This window comes from Paenibacillus sp. ACRSA, assembly GCF_022346845.1.
Taxonomy (GTDB): domain Bacteria; phylum Bacillota; class Bacilli; order Paenibacillales; family Paenibacillaceae; genus Paenibacillus.
Map to the genome: position 1 here is coordinate 26,041 of NZ_JAKRNP010000001.1, position 16,593 is coordinate 42,633.

19 protein-coding genes and 1 other annotated feature are annotated in these 16,593 nt (G+C 43.6%); of the genes, 8 read left to right on the forward strand and 11 right to left on the reverse strand.

Translation table 11 applies throughout. From position 1 onward, the window contains the following. Window positions 1–19: 19 nt before the first annotated feature. Both MH215_RS00115 and MH215_RS00120 read right to left on the reverse strand, forming a co-directional pair. Complete coding sequence (locus tag MH215_RS00115; RefSeq protein WP_239288621.1) at window positions 20–1,024, reverse strand: ABC transporter substrate-binding protein; 1,005 nt, start codon at window positions 1,022–1,024, stop codon at window positions 20–22. Window positions 1,025–1,169: 145 nt separating this feature from the next. Further along, window positions 1,170–2,684, reverse strand: a complete 1,515-nt coding sequence (locus tag MH215_RS00120; RefSeq protein WP_239286981.1) for a carboxypeptidase M32 — start codon at window positions 2,682–2,684, stop codon at window positions 1,170–1,172. Between the two features lie 235 nt (window positions 2,685–2,919). Here MH215_RS00120 and MH215_RS00125 point away from each other — a divergent pair, with 235 nt between their 5' ends. The 4 genes from MH215_RS00125 (at window position 2,920) to MH215_RS00140 (ending at window position 5,127) form a co-directional block, all read left to right on the forward strand. Next, window positions 2,920–3,483: a beta-class carbonic anhydrase gene (locus MH215_RS00125; RefSeq protein WP_239286982.1), complete on the forward strand. Its 564-nt coding sequence runs from the start codon at window positions 2,920–2,922 to the stop codon at window positions 3,481–3,483. Between the two features lie 187 nt (window positions 3,484–3,670). Further along, window positions 3,671–4,237, forward strand: a complete 567-nt coding sequence (locus MH215_RS00130; protein ID WP_056689898.1) for a PadR family transcriptional regulator — start codon at window positions 3,671–3,673, stop codon at window positions 4,235–4,237. Between the two features lie 102 nt (window positions 4,238–4,339). After that, window positions 4,340–4,840: a hypothetical protein gene (locus tag MH215_RS00135; protein WP_239288623.1), complete on the forward strand. Its 501-nt coding sequence runs from the start codon at window positions 4,340–4,342 to the stop codon at window positions 4,838–4,840. Window positions 4,841–4,845: 5 nt separating this feature from the next. Continuing rightward, a complete protein-coding gene (locus tag MH215_RS00140; RefSeq protein ID WP_056689894.1) occupies window positions 4,846–5,127 on the forward strand; it encodes a YxcD family protein in 282 nt (93 codons plus the stop codon). A gap of 76 nt (window positions 5,128–5,203) precedes the next feature. Here MH215_RS00140 and tyrS read toward each other — a convergent pair whose 3' ends face one another. The 4 genes from tyrS to MH215_RS00160 all read right to left on the reverse strand — a co-directional run bounded on the left by tyrS (window position 5,204) and on the right by MH215_RS00160 (window position 9,792). Then, window positions 5,204–6,463 carry a tyrosine--tRNA ligase gene (tyrS, locus tag MH215_RS00145; RefSeq protein ID WP_056689891.1) on the reverse strand — a complete coding sequence of 420 codons (1,260 nt, stop codon included), beginning with the start codon at window positions 6,461–6,463 and terminating at the stop codon, window positions 5,204–5,206. A 120-nt stretch (window positions 6,464–6,583) separates the two neighbouring features. Further along, window positions 6,584–6,804: a binding site (T-box leader), on the reverse strand. A 186-nt stretch (window positions 6,805–6,990) separates the two neighbouring features. Further along, window positions 6,991–7,431 carry an Imm63 family immunity protein gene (locus MH215_RS00150; RefSeq protein WP_239286983.1) on the reverse strand — a complete coding sequence of 147 codons (441 nt, stop codon included), beginning with the start codon at window positions 7,429–7,431 and terminating at the stop codon, window positions 6,991–6,993. Between the two features lie 214 nt (window positions 7,432–7,645). Next, window positions 7,646–9,115: a protein adenylyltransferase SelO gene (locus MH215_RS00155; RefSeq protein ID WP_239286984.1), complete on the reverse strand. Its 1,470-nt coding sequence runs from the start codon at window positions 9,113–9,115 to the stop codon at window positions 7,646–7,648. 368 nt (window positions 9,116–9,483) lie between these two features. After that, window positions 9,484–9,792, reverse strand: coding sequence for a Dabb family protein (locus MH215_RS00160; RefSeq protein WP_239286985.1), 309 nt, complete (start codon window positions 9,790–9,792; stop codon window positions 9,484–9,486). Between the two features lie 161 nt (window positions 9,793–9,953). Between MH215_RS00160 and MH215_RS00165 the strand changes: the two genes are divergently transcribed. Continuing rightward, window positions 9,954–10,802 (forward strand): AraC family ligand binding domain-containing protein, encoded by an 849-nt coding sequence (locus MH215_RS00165; RefSeq protein ID WP_239286986.1) that lies wholly within the window; start codon window positions 9,954–9,956, stop codon window positions 10,800–10,802. Next, window positions 10,802–11,743: a DMT family transporter gene (locus MH215_RS00170; RefSeq protein WP_239288625.1), complete on the forward strand. Its 942-nt coding sequence runs from the start codon at window positions 10,802–10,804 to the stop codon at window positions 11,741–11,743. Before MH215_RS00165 ends, MH215_RS00170 begins: the two co-directional genes overlap by 1 nt. On the opposite strand, the gene MH215_RS00175 is transcribed toward MH215_RS00170, so the two are convergent. Next, the gene (locus MH215_RS00175; RefSeq protein WP_239286987.1) at window positions 11,735–12,427 is read right to left on the reverse strand and encodes a pseudouridine synthase; all 693 of its coding nucleotides are present in this window, start codon (window positions 12,425–12,427) and stop codon (window positions 11,735–11,737) included. The genes MH215_RS00170 and MH215_RS00175 overlap by 9 nt on opposite strands. A 161-nt stretch (window positions 12,428–12,588) precedes the next feature. Between MH215_RS00175 and MH215_RS00180 the strand changes: the two genes are divergently transcribed. Then, entirely contained in the window at window positions 12,589–13,473 is an 885-nt protein-coding gene (locus tag MH215_RS00180) for a hypothetical protein (protein ID WP_239286988.1), read from the forward strand. A 71-nt stretch (window positions 13,474–13,544) separates the two neighbouring features. Then, the gene (locus tag MH215_RS00185; RefSeq protein WP_239286989.1) at window positions 13,545–14,180 is read left to right on the forward strand and encodes a YwqG family protein; all 636 of its coding nucleotides are present in this window, start codon (window positions 13,545–13,547) and stop codon (window positions 14,178–14,180) included. Window positions 14,181–14,343: 163 nt separating this feature from the next. Here MH215_RS00185 and MH215_RS00190 read toward each other — a convergent pair whose 3' ends face one another. From MH215_RS00190 to MH215_RS00205, 4 genes are all read right to left on the reverse strand, one after another. Further along, on the reverse strand, window positions 14,344–14,523 hold the full coding sequence (locus tag MH215_RS00190) for a YjfB family protein (RefSeq protein ID WP_239286990.1): 180 nt from the start codon (window positions 14,521–14,523) through the stop codon (window positions 14,344–14,346). Window positions 14,524–14,840: 317 nt separating this feature from the next. Continuing rightward, window positions 14,841–15,104: a hypothetical protein gene (locus tag MH215_RS00195; protein ID WP_239286991.1), complete on the reverse strand. Its 264-nt coding sequence runs from the start codon at window positions 15,102–15,104 to the stop codon at window positions 14,841–14,843. A gap of 80 nt (window positions 15,105–15,184) precedes the next feature. After that, window positions 15,185–16,060, reverse strand: coding sequence for a Cof-type HAD-IIB family hydrolase (locus tag MH215_RS00200; RefSeq protein WP_239286992.1), 876 nt, complete (start codon window positions 16,058–16,060; stop codon window positions 15,185–15,187). A 50-nt stretch (window positions 16,061–16,110) separates the two neighbouring features. Then, entirely contained in the window at window positions 16,111–16,563 is a 453-nt protein-coding gene (locus MH215_RS00205) for an SMI1/KNR4 family protein (RefSeq protein WP_239286993.1), read from the reverse strand. Between the last annotated feature and the right edge of the window lie 30 nt (window positions 16,564–16,593).

Below are 16,593 nucleotides of genomic sequence, written 5' to 3' on the forward strand. Positions count from 1 at the left end.
TCCTTTCCTGAACACCTTCTTACTTCGACGCCGCAGCTTGTTCTGCAAACGCATTATCCACAATCACTTCTGCATCAACACGTTGCTTCAGTTCGCCTGCCGCACTCATCACATCCAGTAGATTGTTCCACTCATTCTCATCAATAATCGGATCAGTCGCATACGTACCTTGTTCCTTGTACCGATTCACACTGCTGATCAGGATCGCTGGATCAATATCTTTGAAGAATGGAAGAATGACCTCGGCAATCTCTTCTGCGGTATGAGAATCAACCCACAGCTGTGCTTTGTGCAACCCATTGGTAAACTTCTGGACCACTTCTTGATTATCATTAATAAAGCTTTGTTTGGTCATGAACACGGTGTAGGGCAGCTTCCCACTCTCCGTTCCGAATGATGCTACGACTTTTCCGCGTCCCTCTTGTTCAAAGATAGATGCCTGTGGTTCAAACAGCTGCACATAATCTCCCGTACCCGATGCAAAGGCAGACGCGATATTAGCAAAATCCACATTTTGTATCAGTTCGAGATCCTGATGTGCATTGATTCCATGTTTGCTTAATGCAAACTCTCCTGCCATTTGCGGCATACCGCCTTTTCTTTGTCCCAAGAATATGCTCTGTCTTAATTGATCCCAGTCAAAGGTATCCTCTGTATTCCGAGCAAAGAGAAACGTTCCGTCGGTCTGGGTAAGCTGTGCAAAGTTAATGACTCGATCCTCAGCTCCCTGCTGATACACATAGATGGACGTTTCTGCTCCCACCAAGGCGATGTCAACAGAGCCAGCAAGCAATGCCGCCATCGTTTTATCACCGCCAGCTGTCGTTTGAATATCCACCTCAAGCCCTTGTTCTTCAAAAAAACCTTGAGCCACAGCGACATATTCTGGTGCATAGAAGACTGAGCGCGTAACCTCACCTATTGTAATTTTGGACTCCTTTTTTTCTTGGTTACAGCTGGTGAGTGCAACGATGACAATGAGCAAAATTACAATCGCTCGAATGAACCAGGGCGTGTATTTCATCATATTCCCCTCCTTTTCGGGCTTACATTGTTTCTCTACTAACCATATGCAGAAGCCCAGCAAAAGGTTAAGAAGTTGCACACAAAAGAAGAGCGAGGCTCGTTCGCCCCGCTCTTTCAGATTAAATATGGTTATTGCCTCTAAATTACAGCTTATATATTTCAGCGTATTTCTCTTCCAAATAATCAGCCAAATAATCTGGATTCAATTCTTCTCCTGTTACTGCCATGATTAATTCAGAAGGTGTACGTGTTCTACCATAACGATAAATTTTGTCCGTCAACCATTCCTTGATTGGAATAAGATTGCCTTCTGCGATATGGGCATCAAATTCGGGCATCTCTTTACGCAACGTATGTAGAATTTGTGCAGCATACATGTTGCCGAGAGAATACGATGCAAAATAACCGAAATCTCCACCTGACCAGTGAACATCCTGAAGCACTCCTTCACCATCATTCGGCGGTGCAATACCAAGATACTCCTTGTACTTTTCATTCCACGTTTCCGGTAGATCCTTCACTGCAAGCCCTTCATTGAACAGCATTTTCTCAATTTCATACCGGATAATAATATGTAGGTTATAAGTCAGCTCATCTGCGTCAATCCGAATTAACGAGCTCTCTACACGGTTAATCGCGCGATAGAAATCCTCCAGCTCAACTTCGCTAAGCTGTGGGAAATGTTGCTGCAGATCCTTGTAATAGCGCGACCAGAACGGACGGCTGCGGCCAATCATATTCTCCCAAAGGCGTGACTGAGATTCGTGAATCCCCATCGACGTTCCTTCTGCAAGTAGTGTGCCTGCCAGGCTGTCATCAATATTTTGTTCATACAAGGCATGTCCACCTTCATGCAATGAACTGAAGACAGCACTCGCCACATCATCCTGTAAATAGTTCGTAGTGATCCGTACATCACCTGGGTTAAGACCTGTAGCAAATGGATGAACACTCTCGTCCAAGCGACCCGCTTCAAAGTCATATCCCATCTGTTCCAAAATAAATAGACTGAACTTCTCTTGTTGTTCTGTATCAAACAACTGGTTCAGGAAAGCAGTGTCAGGTTTGTGATCCGATGCATTGATCTTCTCCTGTAAAGGAACTAAGCGGTCTTTAAGACGAGCGAACACCGCATCGACCTTCTCTACTGTAAGATCAGGCTCGTACATATCCAGCAACGTATCATAACGTGTATCCTTGACACCCCAGTAATCAATAAACTCCTGTTTGAGTTTAACAATGTCAGTCAGATATGGAGAAAATCCAGCAAAATCGCTGTTATGTTTAGCGTCTTCCCATGCTGTTTCTGATTTAGCCGTCAGCACAGTGTAGGCCTGAACTTTTTCAGGAGGAACGGACTGACTACGATCGTATTCCTTCTTGCAATCCTCCACCTGGCGGCGATCAAGATCCTCAAGCTGTTGCAATACGTCAGCCTGGGTCAATGTATCTAGGTATGATTTCATTTCAGAAGAAGTTTGCAGCTTGAAAGCTTCGGTAGACAACATACCTAGGGTTTCGGATCGCGTCGGAACACCTTTCTTAGGCGCACCTGTGCGCAAATCCCAGTGAAGCAATCCAATGGCTTCATGATAACTTTTGATTTTGCGAACTAAAAGACGAAAAGATTCCAGATGTTCTAGTGTTTGTTGATCCATTGTTACGCTCACCTCTTAAAATTTAATAGTTCCCCCTATTGATGATACTTTTTGAAATGGCTATAATCAACTTTTAACAGAGGCAAATTGAATTATGCTTTTAAAATGGAGCCATAATGATAGATGCTGACGGTAATCATAAAAAATGATTGAAGCAATACGGCTTAGGTTAGGACAAGCTACACGTAATGTAATTGGCCGTGCTCATCGTATTTAATCACAGGAGGCAATGGATATGAATAACATTCAAGAGATACTGGATTACAACCAAACATTTGTCGAGTCAAAAGAATACGAAAAGTATACGGCTGGGAAGTTTCCAACCAAAAAAATGGTCATCATCACTTGTATGGATACCCGGTTGGTTGAATTGCTGCCCAAAGCCATGAATTTAAAAAATGGCGATGTAAAGATCATCAAAAATGCAGGCGCGATCATTTCCCAACCTTTTGGTAGTGTTATGCGTAGTGTGCTTGTCGCTCTCTATGAGCTTGGAGCCGATGAAGTTGTGGTTGTTGGTCATAAGGAATGTGGTATGGCTTCCCTACATGCAGAAACGATGATTGGTCATATGCTGGAGCGCGGCGTATCAGAGGAAGTATTGACTACACTTGAAAACTCTGGCATCCGTCTGACCAAGTGGCTGCGCGGGTTTGACAGTGTTGAAGAAGGGGTAAAACATACTGTGGAAGTGATTAAGAAACATCCACTCCTTCCACCTAACGCACCTGTCCACGGCTTGGTGATTGACCCACATACGGGTAAACTTGACCTTGTCGCTGATGGGTATAGCGTGTAGACATCTCTCTCATATGCTTTTGGGTGCGAACCTTCCAGGTTCGCACTCTTTTTTTGTCTAAATTAAGGCAGTTTAGCTGTCAGGTTGTCAAACCATACAGTTTCAGTGTACACTTTTATGAAAGCGGTCAAAGATTACAATTGTATTGTTTTCTCTGGCTCAGCCCTAATATTAAGGAGACATGTGCATGAACATACTTTCCTACGGATTGCTCGGGCTGCTTACCCGCGAGGAGTCGTCAGGTTATGATCTGATGCTGAAGATTCAGCCTCACTGGCAGGCTAAGCATAGTCAGATCTATCCCCTCCTGTCCAAGATGGAAAACGATGAGTTATTATCTTCCCGCTGGGTGCAACAGTCTGACAAACCGGACAAAAAAATGTACGCAGTCACGGACAAAGGTATTGAAAAACTGCTTGGATGGATGATCACACCCGTTACTGCACCCGTTACACGCGATGAATTCAATCTTCGCATATTGTGTGTCGGTATTGCAGAGGACGGAAGCATGAGACGCATCCTCAATGAGCGTAAAAACTGGTTTAACGAGCGAATACGATATTTTGAAGATTTGAAATCTCGCATCCCTCAGGATAATTTACGTGTGGGAAGTCGAGAGTTCGGGAGCTATATTCTCGTGCAGAAGGGTTTAATGAACGCTCAAACCGGCCTTGAATGGTGTAATTGGGTCACTCAGTTACTAGATGGTCAAGCAGCGATTCAGGATCCAATTCCAGTCATTTCGGAAAATTAAAAAGAATTTGAAACGTTTCCGCGAGTTAACCGTATTACTTGAGTAAGGCTGTATTTTATGGAGAAATCCAACAACATTAATCGGGGGGTTACGATCTTTACAATGAAGAAAAAATTCGGTATTAAACATCTTATGATGGTATTCATGGCATTTACATTACTGTTTGCAACAGTTGGTGTGGTTAACCCAGATTCAGCCGATGCAAGACGTGGCGGCGGTTTTAAATCAGGTACGAAAAGTTATAGCAATACTCCTAAGAAATCGGATTCCAATAACAATGTAAGTCAATCGAACAGCAATAACTCAGGTACAGGCGCAGCTGCAACGAACCGTGGTGGTGGATTCTTCGGCGGTGGCGGCGGTTTCATGAAGGGTATGATGCTTGGTGGTTTGGCTGGTATGATGTTCGGTGGATTGTTCGGTGGTATGGGAGCTCTGGGTAACATCCTCGGATTGCTCGTAAACGTTGCTGCAATCATGTTGATTGTTATGCTTGCAATGACACTCTTCAGAAAACTTACGAACCGTAAACCAGCGGCAGACGGACGTTATAATCGCCGTGATGATCGTGATGATGACCGTAACAGAAACGGACGGTACTAATCTCTATGGTTCTGAGCATGGATGAAATCGTGAATGCGATCTGCCTTCACATGGCAGAACGTAAAGGTGTACGACCAACTGATGTTAACGTTGAATTGAGCTGGGAGGAAGACACAGGATACTCCGCTGAAGTTTGGATTCAAGGCCGAAGTCAATTTTTGGTTGAATCCAACATGATTGAAGCGATTCTGCGTTATCTCAACAGTGAATATAATATTCGAGCTTATCGTGAGGATGTACGACTGGATCTTGATGAAGAGATTACAGCGATTGTAAATCAACACTAATTGAGCTTGAAGCACTAGTAAAACCGCCCTCCTTTGATCTAATCAAAGGGGGGCGGTTTTGTATTGCTTTCGCTTTTTACTTCAATTTCACCAGGCTGTAGTTCTTCTTCCCTTTACGGATAATGATGAACTTTCCACCGATGGCATGCTCTGCAGAAACGGTAAATTCCAGCTCTGTTACTTTCTCACCGTTCATGGAGATGGCACCTTTCGTAATATCCTCGCGCGCTTGACGTTTCGATGGCTCTAAACCAAGATCCACCAACCAGTCAACGATATTTTTGGCTTCGCCTTCCGTTTCAAAGGTAGGCATTTCTTTGAAGCCCTGCTCAATCTCATCTGCCGTCAAGGAGCGAATATCTCCACTGAACAAGGCTGCTGTAATCCGTTTAGCCTGCTCCAGCATGTCCTCACCATGAACGAATCTCGTCATTTCTTCAGCGAGTGCCTTTTGTGCTTCACGTTTATGCGGCTCTGTCTCCACCTTTTGTGCCAAGGCATCAATCTCCTCTTTACTCAAGAACGTGAAGTATTTCAAGTATTTCACGACATCACGATCATCCGTGTTCGCCCAGAACTGGTAGAACTCAAATGGTGTCGTTTTGTTCGGATCCAGCCAGATTGAACCACCTGCTGATTTACCGAATTTAGTGCCGTCTGCTTTGAGCATAAGCGGAATCGTCAGACCGTACGCTTTTGCCTCAGAGCCTTCTTTTTTACGAATGAGATCAAGACCACTCGTGATGTTTCCCCATTGATCAGAGCCGCCGATCTGCAATTGTACGTCTTCATTCTTGTACAGGTGCAGGTAATCGAGTGATTGGAGAATCTGGTAGGAGAATTCAGTGAATGAAATTCCATCTTCAAGTCTGCTCGCTACGACGTCTTTCGCAAGCATCGTATTCAGGTTAAAGTTCTTACCGTAGTCACGCAAAAATTCAATGACATTGATCTGGTGTGTCCAATCATAGTTATTTACCATGCGTACCTGATTGTCGCCTTCGGTCACAAAAAGTTTTTTCAACTGAGCTGTCAATGCATTCACATTATCTTGAACTTGCTCCAATGTCTGCAAAGAACGCTCGGACTGACGTCCACTTGGGTCACCAATCGTACCTGTCGCCCCGCCAATCAAAATGACTGGACGATGTCCTGCCTGCTGGAAACGCTTGAGCATCATAAAAGGAATCAAATGCCCGATGTGCATACTGTCTCCTGTAGGATCGACACCACAGTACAAGGAGACCGACTTCGACCCAATTAGCTCACGCAGTCCTTCCTCATCCGTCTGTTGATTAATCGCTTCGCGCCATTCTAATTCATCAATAATATTCACGAAAATACAACTCCTTCTCCAGTTTCATAATCCTCAGCTCATGAGATACGTGAGTCAGCAAGAAACACATCTGGGCAGCTTTTTTGGACACAAAAAAATCGCCTCCTTGTCATCTGTTGACATAGGGACGATTCTTAACCGTGGTACCACCCAACTTGCACAGACATTGAAACCAAACCTGTCTGTACCGCTTTTGGCGAAATATCGTTCGCCATCCCGCTTGGCATTACCCAAGATACTCCAGAGTGTAATTCGCAGCCCTTGTATGTATCAGGTTCCATCAACCCCTGACTTTCTGTAACAGGGACAAAGCCGCTACTGCGCTCTATCATCGTAGTTCATGTATTAGATTATAGCCAGTATAGCGGAACCTTTGAGCCAATGCAAGACCAAGTAACTTCTACCTTACATGCTTTGCGAATCTATAGTTACTGACCAGCAATATTCTCAAGAAAATTTTCTTGCATAGATACTTCGAAAACAGCGTTCGTCCATATTTTACACTCGTAGATAAAAAGTTATGCTCTTTAACTCTGTTCAAGCTCCCGCCTCTTGCCACTTTCATGCCAATGTAGATAGACTCCGCCAATCTGTTGGAAGGCTGTCTTAACATCCGAGTTCAGTTCTGCATAGACAGCCTCCGTATACTTCAAATGTGTATGTACATTGTCAACTCCATGCCGTTTCATAAGTTCAACATGCGCAATCGTAAAAATAATATCCTCCAGTAGCCAGTATATAACTTCGTCTGTTTGCTTCAATCGCTTCTTCAACATAGGCATTCCCCGCTCATAGATTGTAACTATGTAAGCGGTTTTTCCCACTTCTACATAAGGCACACCCTCCCATTTAAATGCTTCAAATAAACGATTAATATTACGCGCTAACTGATCCGGAGGTAAAGATGTGCGCTTGAGTAATTCAGTTAGTGCATCTGCAATTTCTTGGTTGTTCAGCAACTGTGACATATTCACACTCCTATAGGTTGCCGATTTAATACGGGATTGCCTTCCACTATTCAAGGCTTGCCCTCGACATTGATTCACTATATATATTTTAACCTTCATCCTTACACTATTCCATTAAAAAAGCTGCCCTTAGGCAGCCTTAATTTTTTTCAATTTTACGAATAATCGCTAAGTATAGTGGTATAGTACGACGGTTACATATTATCATGTAGGTTTAAGTACCGCAGAATGTCCGATAGGATGGGTCACATGTGGTAGGGACTTCGGTGTACTCTGAACGTTCAATCGAATGGTCGAATGGATTCGACAGCACCTCAACTAATTTCTCCACCAAACTGAGATCCCCGTGATTTTCCGCATGCTCCAATGCTTCCTCCACTCGATGATTCCGTGGAATGACCGCTGGATTATGATTGCTCATCTGCTGTCGTACTTCTTCTCTAGATTGAGGCTGTCTCTCCAACCTTGCCTGCCAGCGTGTATGCCACTCCTTGAATTGAGCAAGGTCAGCGAGATTAGAATGAGGAGTCTTATCGAAAGTAAGAGCCAAGAAGGTATTGGTGTAATCTGCTCCGGCCTGCTCCAGCGTTTCCAAGAGATCCTTCACCAATGTTTCGTCCTCAGACTCCGCATTAAACAATCCAAGTTTGGCTCTCATGCCAGACAACCACGCTTGATGATACAAGTCAGAGTATTGGGAGATGACATCTTGGGCAATTTGAACAGCCTGATCCTCATCCTCATGTAATAACGGCAATAGCGACTCCGCTAAGCGCGTTAGGTTCCATCCCGCAATGTAAGGCTGATTGCCATACGCATAGCGTCCCTGAGTATCTATTGAGCTGAACACAGTCCCAGGTTTGTATACATCCATAAAAGCACATGGCCCATAATCGATCGTTTCACCGCTTAAGGTCATATTATCCGTGTTCATGACCCCATGTATAAAACCAACCAGTTGCCACTGAGCCACCAGCGATGCCTGGCGTTTGATTACTTCCTCAAGCAGAGAGCGGTAGCGATGCTCATCTAGCTTAATGTGCGAATAGTGACGCTCCAGCGTGTAATCCGCCAAAGCCCGTAATTCCTCTACGGTTCCCCACCTTGCTGCATACTGGAATGTACCTACACGTAGATGACTGGAAGCCACACGGGTCAGGATAGCTCCTGGCCGCTCCGTTTCACGAATGATGGCCTCTCCTGTTGAAACAACAGCGAGAATTCGCGTTGTAGGAATGCCTAAGGCGTGCATGGCTTCACTAATAATATATTCACGAGCCATCGGCCCAACAGCCGCACGTCCATCCCCTCCGCGAGAATATGGCGTTCTCCCAGATCCTTTTAATTGAATATCTACGCGTTCCCCTTCTGGAGTAATCTGTTCACCTAGGAGTAGTGCACGTCCATCACCCAGCATATTGAAATTTCCGAATTGATGACCCGCATACGCTTGAGCCAAAGGCTCGGCTCCTTCGGGTATGAGGTTACCCGCAAAAATGGCCGCCCCTTCATCACTGTTCAGCTCTTCTGTATTTAAACCAAGTTTCCTTGCAACTTTATCATTAAAAATGATCAAGTGAGGGGATTGCACAGGTCCCGCTCCCTGCTTCGTATAAAACGTCTGTGGCAATCGTCCATAACTATTATCAAAATTCCAGCCTGTCGCAAGCTTTGCTGTTGGCATGATATCACTACACTCCTTTTCCTTGAAAACAAGGTTCTTGTTGTACTATTGTTGCCTACTCAAGCAATGCTCATTTATGTAGTCGCATGAAAATTCATTGATAGTGAACATGACACTCATGTTCTTGTAGAAACTTTAGCATATTTAGTTCAATATTGCATGCTTATCCCTTAAATACAGAGCTGTTAACTCTGATAAATAGTATAAAGATGAACCTGACTATCGTCCAATCACAATTATCAATAAGTGAACGATTCCAACTTATCAAACGACAATACAAAAACAGCTAATCCATAGTCTAAACCATAAACTAGCTGTAGCTGATTCAATTGATCTTCCCTTTTAATTTCACTTTTACTTCCCGTCAATTATTTAAGGGGCAACGGATAGTCTGATACGATAACATTCTCAATCCATCCATTCAAGGATGCTACGAATGCTTGATGATCAGGATGTGGTCCGTAGGCGCGCAATGCCTGCTGATCTTCAAATGTTACTCTTAATCCAATCGTATAACCTTGAATTCGGTCTGTCTCTTCCGTTTGGTTAATACCTGCTGTCAATTCAACAATCCCTGGAATCCTCTCCTTTAGCGCCAACAAATGATCTACAAACTCCTGTTGCTTAGCTAGTGTGGTCTGATCGTTAAACTTGAAAATAACCAAATGTTCGAACACGTTATTTTCCTCCTTTGTCTGCCTTCAAGAATAGCATGTTAGTGGTTAATCGTTTACAATCTAAGATGCTCAAATTGTAATGCAAACAGCAATATCATTCAAGAAAATTCCTTCTTCTCCCTTTATACTATCAATAACTTACTAGAAGGAAGGTGCACCATATGACACGTGAAGTGCGAACCGTCGTTTATGATACAGATCTACAATTGGAAGCCTATCAGTTCGAAGGTATTATGCAGAAATTCCCGAATCATTTTCATGACTATTACGTCATTGGTTTTATTGAGGAAGGCAAACGTTATCTCGCCTGTAATAACAAAGAATATATGCTGAACAGTGGTGATGTAATTATTTTCAATCCGCAGGATCCTCATGCCTGTGAAGGGATAGATGGTAGAACTTTGGACTATCGATGCATCAACATCCAACCTGAGGTGATGAGAAAATATGTGCAGGAAATTACCGGACATGACTACCTTCCTCGGTTTACAGAACCAGTGCTGTATCAGAGTGAACTCTGCACGTCATTACATGAATTACATTTGATGATCTTGGAAGGTCAATCCGATTTCCATAAGGAAGAAGCCTTGTTAATGCTATTGGATCAATTGATAAAAGATCATGCAGTTGCGCTGCCTCCAGTAGCGTCACAGGATCTCACCACCGAAATCCGACGTGTCTGCGAGTACTTGGAAACTCATTATATGGAGCCGATTATGCTAGATCAGTTTGTCGAGATGACAGGTCTGAGCAAATATCATTTGTTACGCTTATTCACAACCCAAAAAGGCATTTCGCCCTATCGCTACCTGGAAACAATTCGCATTAGTCATGCCAAGAAGCTACTTGAACAAGGCGCACTCCCCATTGAAGTTGCTATGCGGACAGGCTTCAGTGACCAGAGCCACTTTACGAATTTTTTCAAAAAACTGATTGGGCTCACCCCTCGGCAGTATAAACGCATTTTTAATCATGAAGCTAGCGCCAGCGCTGCGAAAGATAGCATATGATGACACATGAACGTCAGCTTTCAACTGGACATATGCTTGCACTATTTACAATACTGGTCTGGGGAACAACATTTGTCTCTACCAAACTCCTGCTGATCGATTTCACTCCTGTGGAGGTATTGTTCTTTCGTTTCGTCATCGGGTATGTTGTTTTGTTGCTGCTGTATTCCAAGCGTATACCCTTGGTCTCATTAAGAGAAGAAATGCTATTTGCAGCCGCAGGTTTGTGCGGGGTAACGCTTTATTTTCTCATCGAAAATATTGCCTTAACATACACACTTGCATCAAATGTAGGGATCATTGTGAGCATCGCTCCATTTTTCACAGCTGTACTTGCACACTTTTTCCTTCATGGAGAGCGTCTGAATCGCTCCTTTGTGCTAGGGTTCGCAATTGCACTATCTGGCATCATACTCATTAGCCTGAATGGTAGTTTTGTGCTGAAGCTGAATCCGATTGGAGATGTTCTCGCCTTTCTCGCCCCTATGGTCTGGGCAGTCTATTCCGTTCTCATGCGCAAAATCGGCGCTTTACCCTATCATACCATCGGTGCAACACGCAAAGTCTTCTTCTATGGCTTGGTATTCATGCTGCCAACCTTGTTTATGTTTGATTTTGATCTTAGGCTCATGCGGTTCGCCGACATGAACAATCTTGCCAACATCCTGTTTCTGGGTATAGGAGCCTCTGCACTCTGCTTTGTCACTTGGAACCGAGCTGTACGGATACTTGGTGCCGTGAAAACGAGCATATATATTTATCTTGTGCCAGTAATTACAGTCGTTGCATCTGCACTCATTCTGGACGAAGCGATGACTTGGGTCACCATCCTGGGGGTTGTGCTAACCTTGCTTGGATCTTACTTATCCGAAAAAAGAGGTACAGGTCATGTGGACATTTCAAGTAGTGAAGCTGTGAAATCCACTAATCGATCATTGTAACAGGGAAAGAAGTTTGTCCAGTTCTGCTGGTTCCAGATATCTCCATTTCCCTCTTTCCAGATGATCCAACGTAATATTCATAATGCGTACCCGTTCCAGCTTCATAACTCTGTACCCTAGTGCTTTGCACATGCGTCGGATCTGTAAGTTAAGCCCTTGTGTCAATATGATGCGAAAAACAAATTCATCCTGACGATACACCTCGCAAGGCTTGGTAACGACATTTAGAATCTCAACACCCGCCGACATCGCATGGATAAACTCTTCAGTTAGAGGCTCATCGACGGTTACGATATACTCCTTCTCGTGATTATGCTCAGCGCGCATCATTTTGTTAACGATATCTCCATCATTGGTTAATAAAATTAAGCCCTCTGAGGCTTTGTCGAGTCTACCGACAGCAAAAATTCGTGAGGGATAATTAACATAGTCAATGATATTGCCCGCAACGCTATCGGCAGCTGTACATACAATGCCAATAGGCTTATTCAGTGCTATGTATACACGTTCACGTTCTTCCCTAGGTATTTCTAGTCCATCGATGAGCACAATATCACCTGTCTCTACATCAGCACCCTTTACACAGACTTCTCCATTGATCGTGATGCGTCCAGCAGCAATCAAGCGATCGGTTTCTCTGCGTGAGCAGTAACCCGTCTCACTGATGTATTTGTTAATTCTCATGTTCCACCATCCTTTGTAATTGAAACGGACTTTTTGAGAACCTCTTTTAGTACCTTGTACTGATTTCCATTCATGTCTTATCCTTATATAATTTAGAGAAACAATACAATCCATCCTTATGGATAAGCACGCTAACCTAATATTCATTGAGAGGAGATTTTATGGACAAGAAGTTACTTAGGACTTTGAAGAAATTATATCATTACTCTAATGGAGTGTACGACCGCGAACGTGAAGTTACATTGTACCAGGTTGATACACTGACTGCTGCAGAACAAGAACTATTACAAGTTCATCATTGGATTGTGAATGACATCGTACAGATTGAACATGATGTAATCATAGACAAGCTGATTGCTCTACAACAAAATGAGAGCCTCTCCTGGCGCACAATTACCGATGCTTTTATTGCGGGAGTAGGTGGCAGTTATCCGAGGGGCATTTCGGCACTTGCAAGCTACCATATGATGATTCATACCACTCCTCATACATACGAAGAAGCTGAGAAGTTTCTCATGTGCAAAGTCTGCGGGTTTAGCCACAGCGACAAGGGCTGGGAGAACATCGCCTGGATTCGTTACGCGATCCACTTGGGGAATTATTATGGAGGCACTAGCCGTGGTGCTTATGTGGATCTGTATGAAATCATACACCTGCTGAAGAATACACCGATTACACCAACAGCAGACGATATCACCATTTTTAACCAACTGCTAATCAGCCTAGATGAGGCAACCGATGATGAATCTCCGGGCAAATATGAGAAGCGTCTCACCTCGAATAAGTTAATCAAAGGTACACCTGGAATCCGGCGTGGCATACTGCAATCTCTCGCCATGGTAGGGATTCTACCCAATCAGAAGCTGAGTCTCAGTCCAAACCATTGGACAAATGTCGAAGATCTTCACCTTGCGGGGTTACAATTAAACAATACCAGCGGCCGTTCAGACATGGAAATGCCATGGGCAGGCTGGAGAGGAAAACTCGGTGTCGATTGGAATCATGCGAAGCAGCTCTTCGGATATGCCATCCAAGATAAATCTTAAGCCAACCGATATATTCACTTTCCACTGCAAGCAAGACATTGAAGCCACAGTACTCACAATTAAGGAGCTTGATGATGAACCAAGTCACAAAAATGACATTTGAACTCAATCATGCCAATGAAGATTCAGGAATATGGATTGGCGGTGACAAAGCATACGTCCAAGAGTGGCCCCTTAATCCAGAGGGTGACCCTTTAATTCATCTCTTTTCGATCGATTGTAATCAACTTGCCAAGCATGTACCTACTGCCTCTTTGCCAGCAGATACGTTCATCTCGGTATTCTCCACCTATTCGGCAACGGATTATTTTCTAGATCAAGTAACATATACAGGTGATGAGCTGGAGTGGAATGAAAACATATTGGGAGGCTATACATATGTCTCAGTAACCCACTCCTCTATAATGTCCGCCAGCCCTAATTCATGCATACCGTTGTGCGGAGTCACTTTCTCGGAAGTTGAACTAGGCGAGCATGATTTTCCTGCATTCTCATTTCTCACCGCTAGTCCACCGAATGGGTTGCACGGAATTATACATCTATTAGACCAATACGGTATCGTATGTCAGATTTATTCGGGTGATTTCCCTGCACCTTATCAAGATATATTAGGTCTTACCGATGCCAATGGCTACTTGTTGTTGCGCAAAGATAACTCGTCAACCGAAGCTCCACTAGCAGGAATTTTCTTTGTTCAGACTGCTTAAATCGTGTCTGAAAACTCGCTAGATTTAATACTCAAATTTACCGTTTAATCTTATAATTAAAATGAAAAACAACCCAAACGGCCTCAATTCACACGAATTGGAGCTGTTTGGGCTTGCTTGCTGCAGGTTGATAAATGGAGTAAACCATACACTGGAGTATCGTTTATACGGAGATATCCAATGTTCCTCCCAGATTGGGATGTGGAGCTGCTGATTTCAACATCTCAGTCATCTGCTGACCTTGCTGTTGCACCATATCTTTAGACATCGACATCACTTGCAAGCCTGCGGATTGTTTAACCGATGCTTGACTCATGACTACAGACAATGCTGCAATATCCATATTCCCACTCCTTTCGTCTTTAGGCTTTTGAACGTACATCATATATATCGGACAGTGGTGTCGAAATGATGAAGAAATGAATCGGTTATGTTGTTCTTTATTATGTTTTCACTGTTCCTAGATCTGTTCTTCGTGCTATAGTTTTAATAACTAAAATTCATCTCTAATGATCAAAATAAGTTAAAATCACAACAGGGAGGGATATATATGAATGGCAAAAAGTTTACGCTCATATTCACGATAGCTAGTATTATCATTGTAGGAGCAATGGTTGGCGCATTAGTTGCAATTGTTCGGATGATGTCCAATTAATGAATTCACCCTAGATACTTCAATTCTCCATTCTCGCTTTTCACCCTTAGAACGACTTTGGCATTAACGTATTCTGGTGGCTGATTGAACTCCTGACGGATCTCTGCCATCAGTTCCTTAATGACCTCTTCGACTTCTCCTAAAGTGGTGTCTCTGGATACCAGTTTAGTGCGAACAATCTCATTTTGGCGATAGGACTCGGAATACCCCTCATGACCTTCTAATCCAAAGGCCGTAATTTCGAATTCCATTTTCATCAGATCCGACATTCATCAACCGTCCTTTCACCATACACGAGTGCATAGAGACTCCAACTGTCTTTGTCCTCTACACACTCACTACGCAGGAGCTATTCCTCAATTAATCCGTACTTCACAAAAAAATGGTATAATCCGTCCTCTTCGACCGTTCCCGTGACGTCATCTGCAATCGCTTTTAATCCAGGCTTCGCATTGCCCATCGCAACACCTACGTGACAGAATTCTAACATCTCAACATCATTCATTCCATCACCAATCGCAATGGTGTCTTCTCGGCTTATCCCTACATGTTCAATCAGATCAGCGATCGCTGAAGCCTTGTGCACACCCAGTATCGTGAGTTCTCCACTGCCTTCACCAAAGATCGGCACGGTGCATTGAATGACTCCAAACTTTCCATCAAACTCCTGTTTAATGCGTTCAAACGGTACTGAAAGACTCTCCAGAAAACAAACCTTGTTGACGTCCTGCTTATATAGATCTGTGTCACCATAGGTGATCCCTGCAATAAATGGATGAGGCTGCTGCTCTTTTTTGGCTCGGGCTGATGGATCATTGTCTATATCGCCATATATGCGGCGCTCGAGGTGAGCTTGCAAATTACGGCTGCCATACAGTGCGGAGTTTGATTCCAGAAAGAAATCAATGTCATGTTCGTTGAAAAAATCAACCATCTGACGTACAGCTTCGACTGTAGCTTTTTTGTGATATAACACCTGTTCGCCAAATTCCACATAGCCACCGCCTGCACCAATCAAGCCATCAAACCCTACTTCCCAGATCGCATCATAGACCTCAGCCTTGGAACGACCTGTACAAAGATAGAGCAAATGCCCATTCTCGCGTGCCTGTTGACAAGCCTGTCGCGCTGATAAAGGAATGTTCCCTTCGTCATTTACCGATGTACCATCAATATCAATAAACACCATTTTAGGTTTCACTGTGTTCTGCTTCGTTCTCTTCATCTCGTTATCCCTCATTGTGTGAGTCTATAGTCTATTAATACGATAATGAGTTACCTTGGCGTTCGTTCGTCGATTAACCTCTCCAAAAATGCAGCAAAAGAATCTGCATACACTTCAGGTTCTCCATTTAAATAGTCAAGCCTCATTACCTTGTATTCCCCACTTTCATCTGCTGTTCGAACATCGAAATAATATATTTCATCCTCATCCGGGACAAAAAGCTCCACTTTCCCTTCTCGCTTCGCATCTTCATCAGCAAGACGATACATATACAAAATATCCGTATCGGCGTATTCTCGGTGTTCGGGAGGAGATATCGTAAGAATTCCTGTCCCACTTAGGAGAGCTACACCATAATTCAGCAGCCACCAGCGATAGGAAGGTGGTAATGTAAAACCAAGCTCCTGTTCAACTTCAACAATCCAGCTCTCTTGAACCTGACGATTCGGAAACCAACGTAAAACTTGGGTATGCTCCAGTTTCTCAATTAGACTCGTATACATAAATAACTCCCCCAACTCGTGATATTAGGT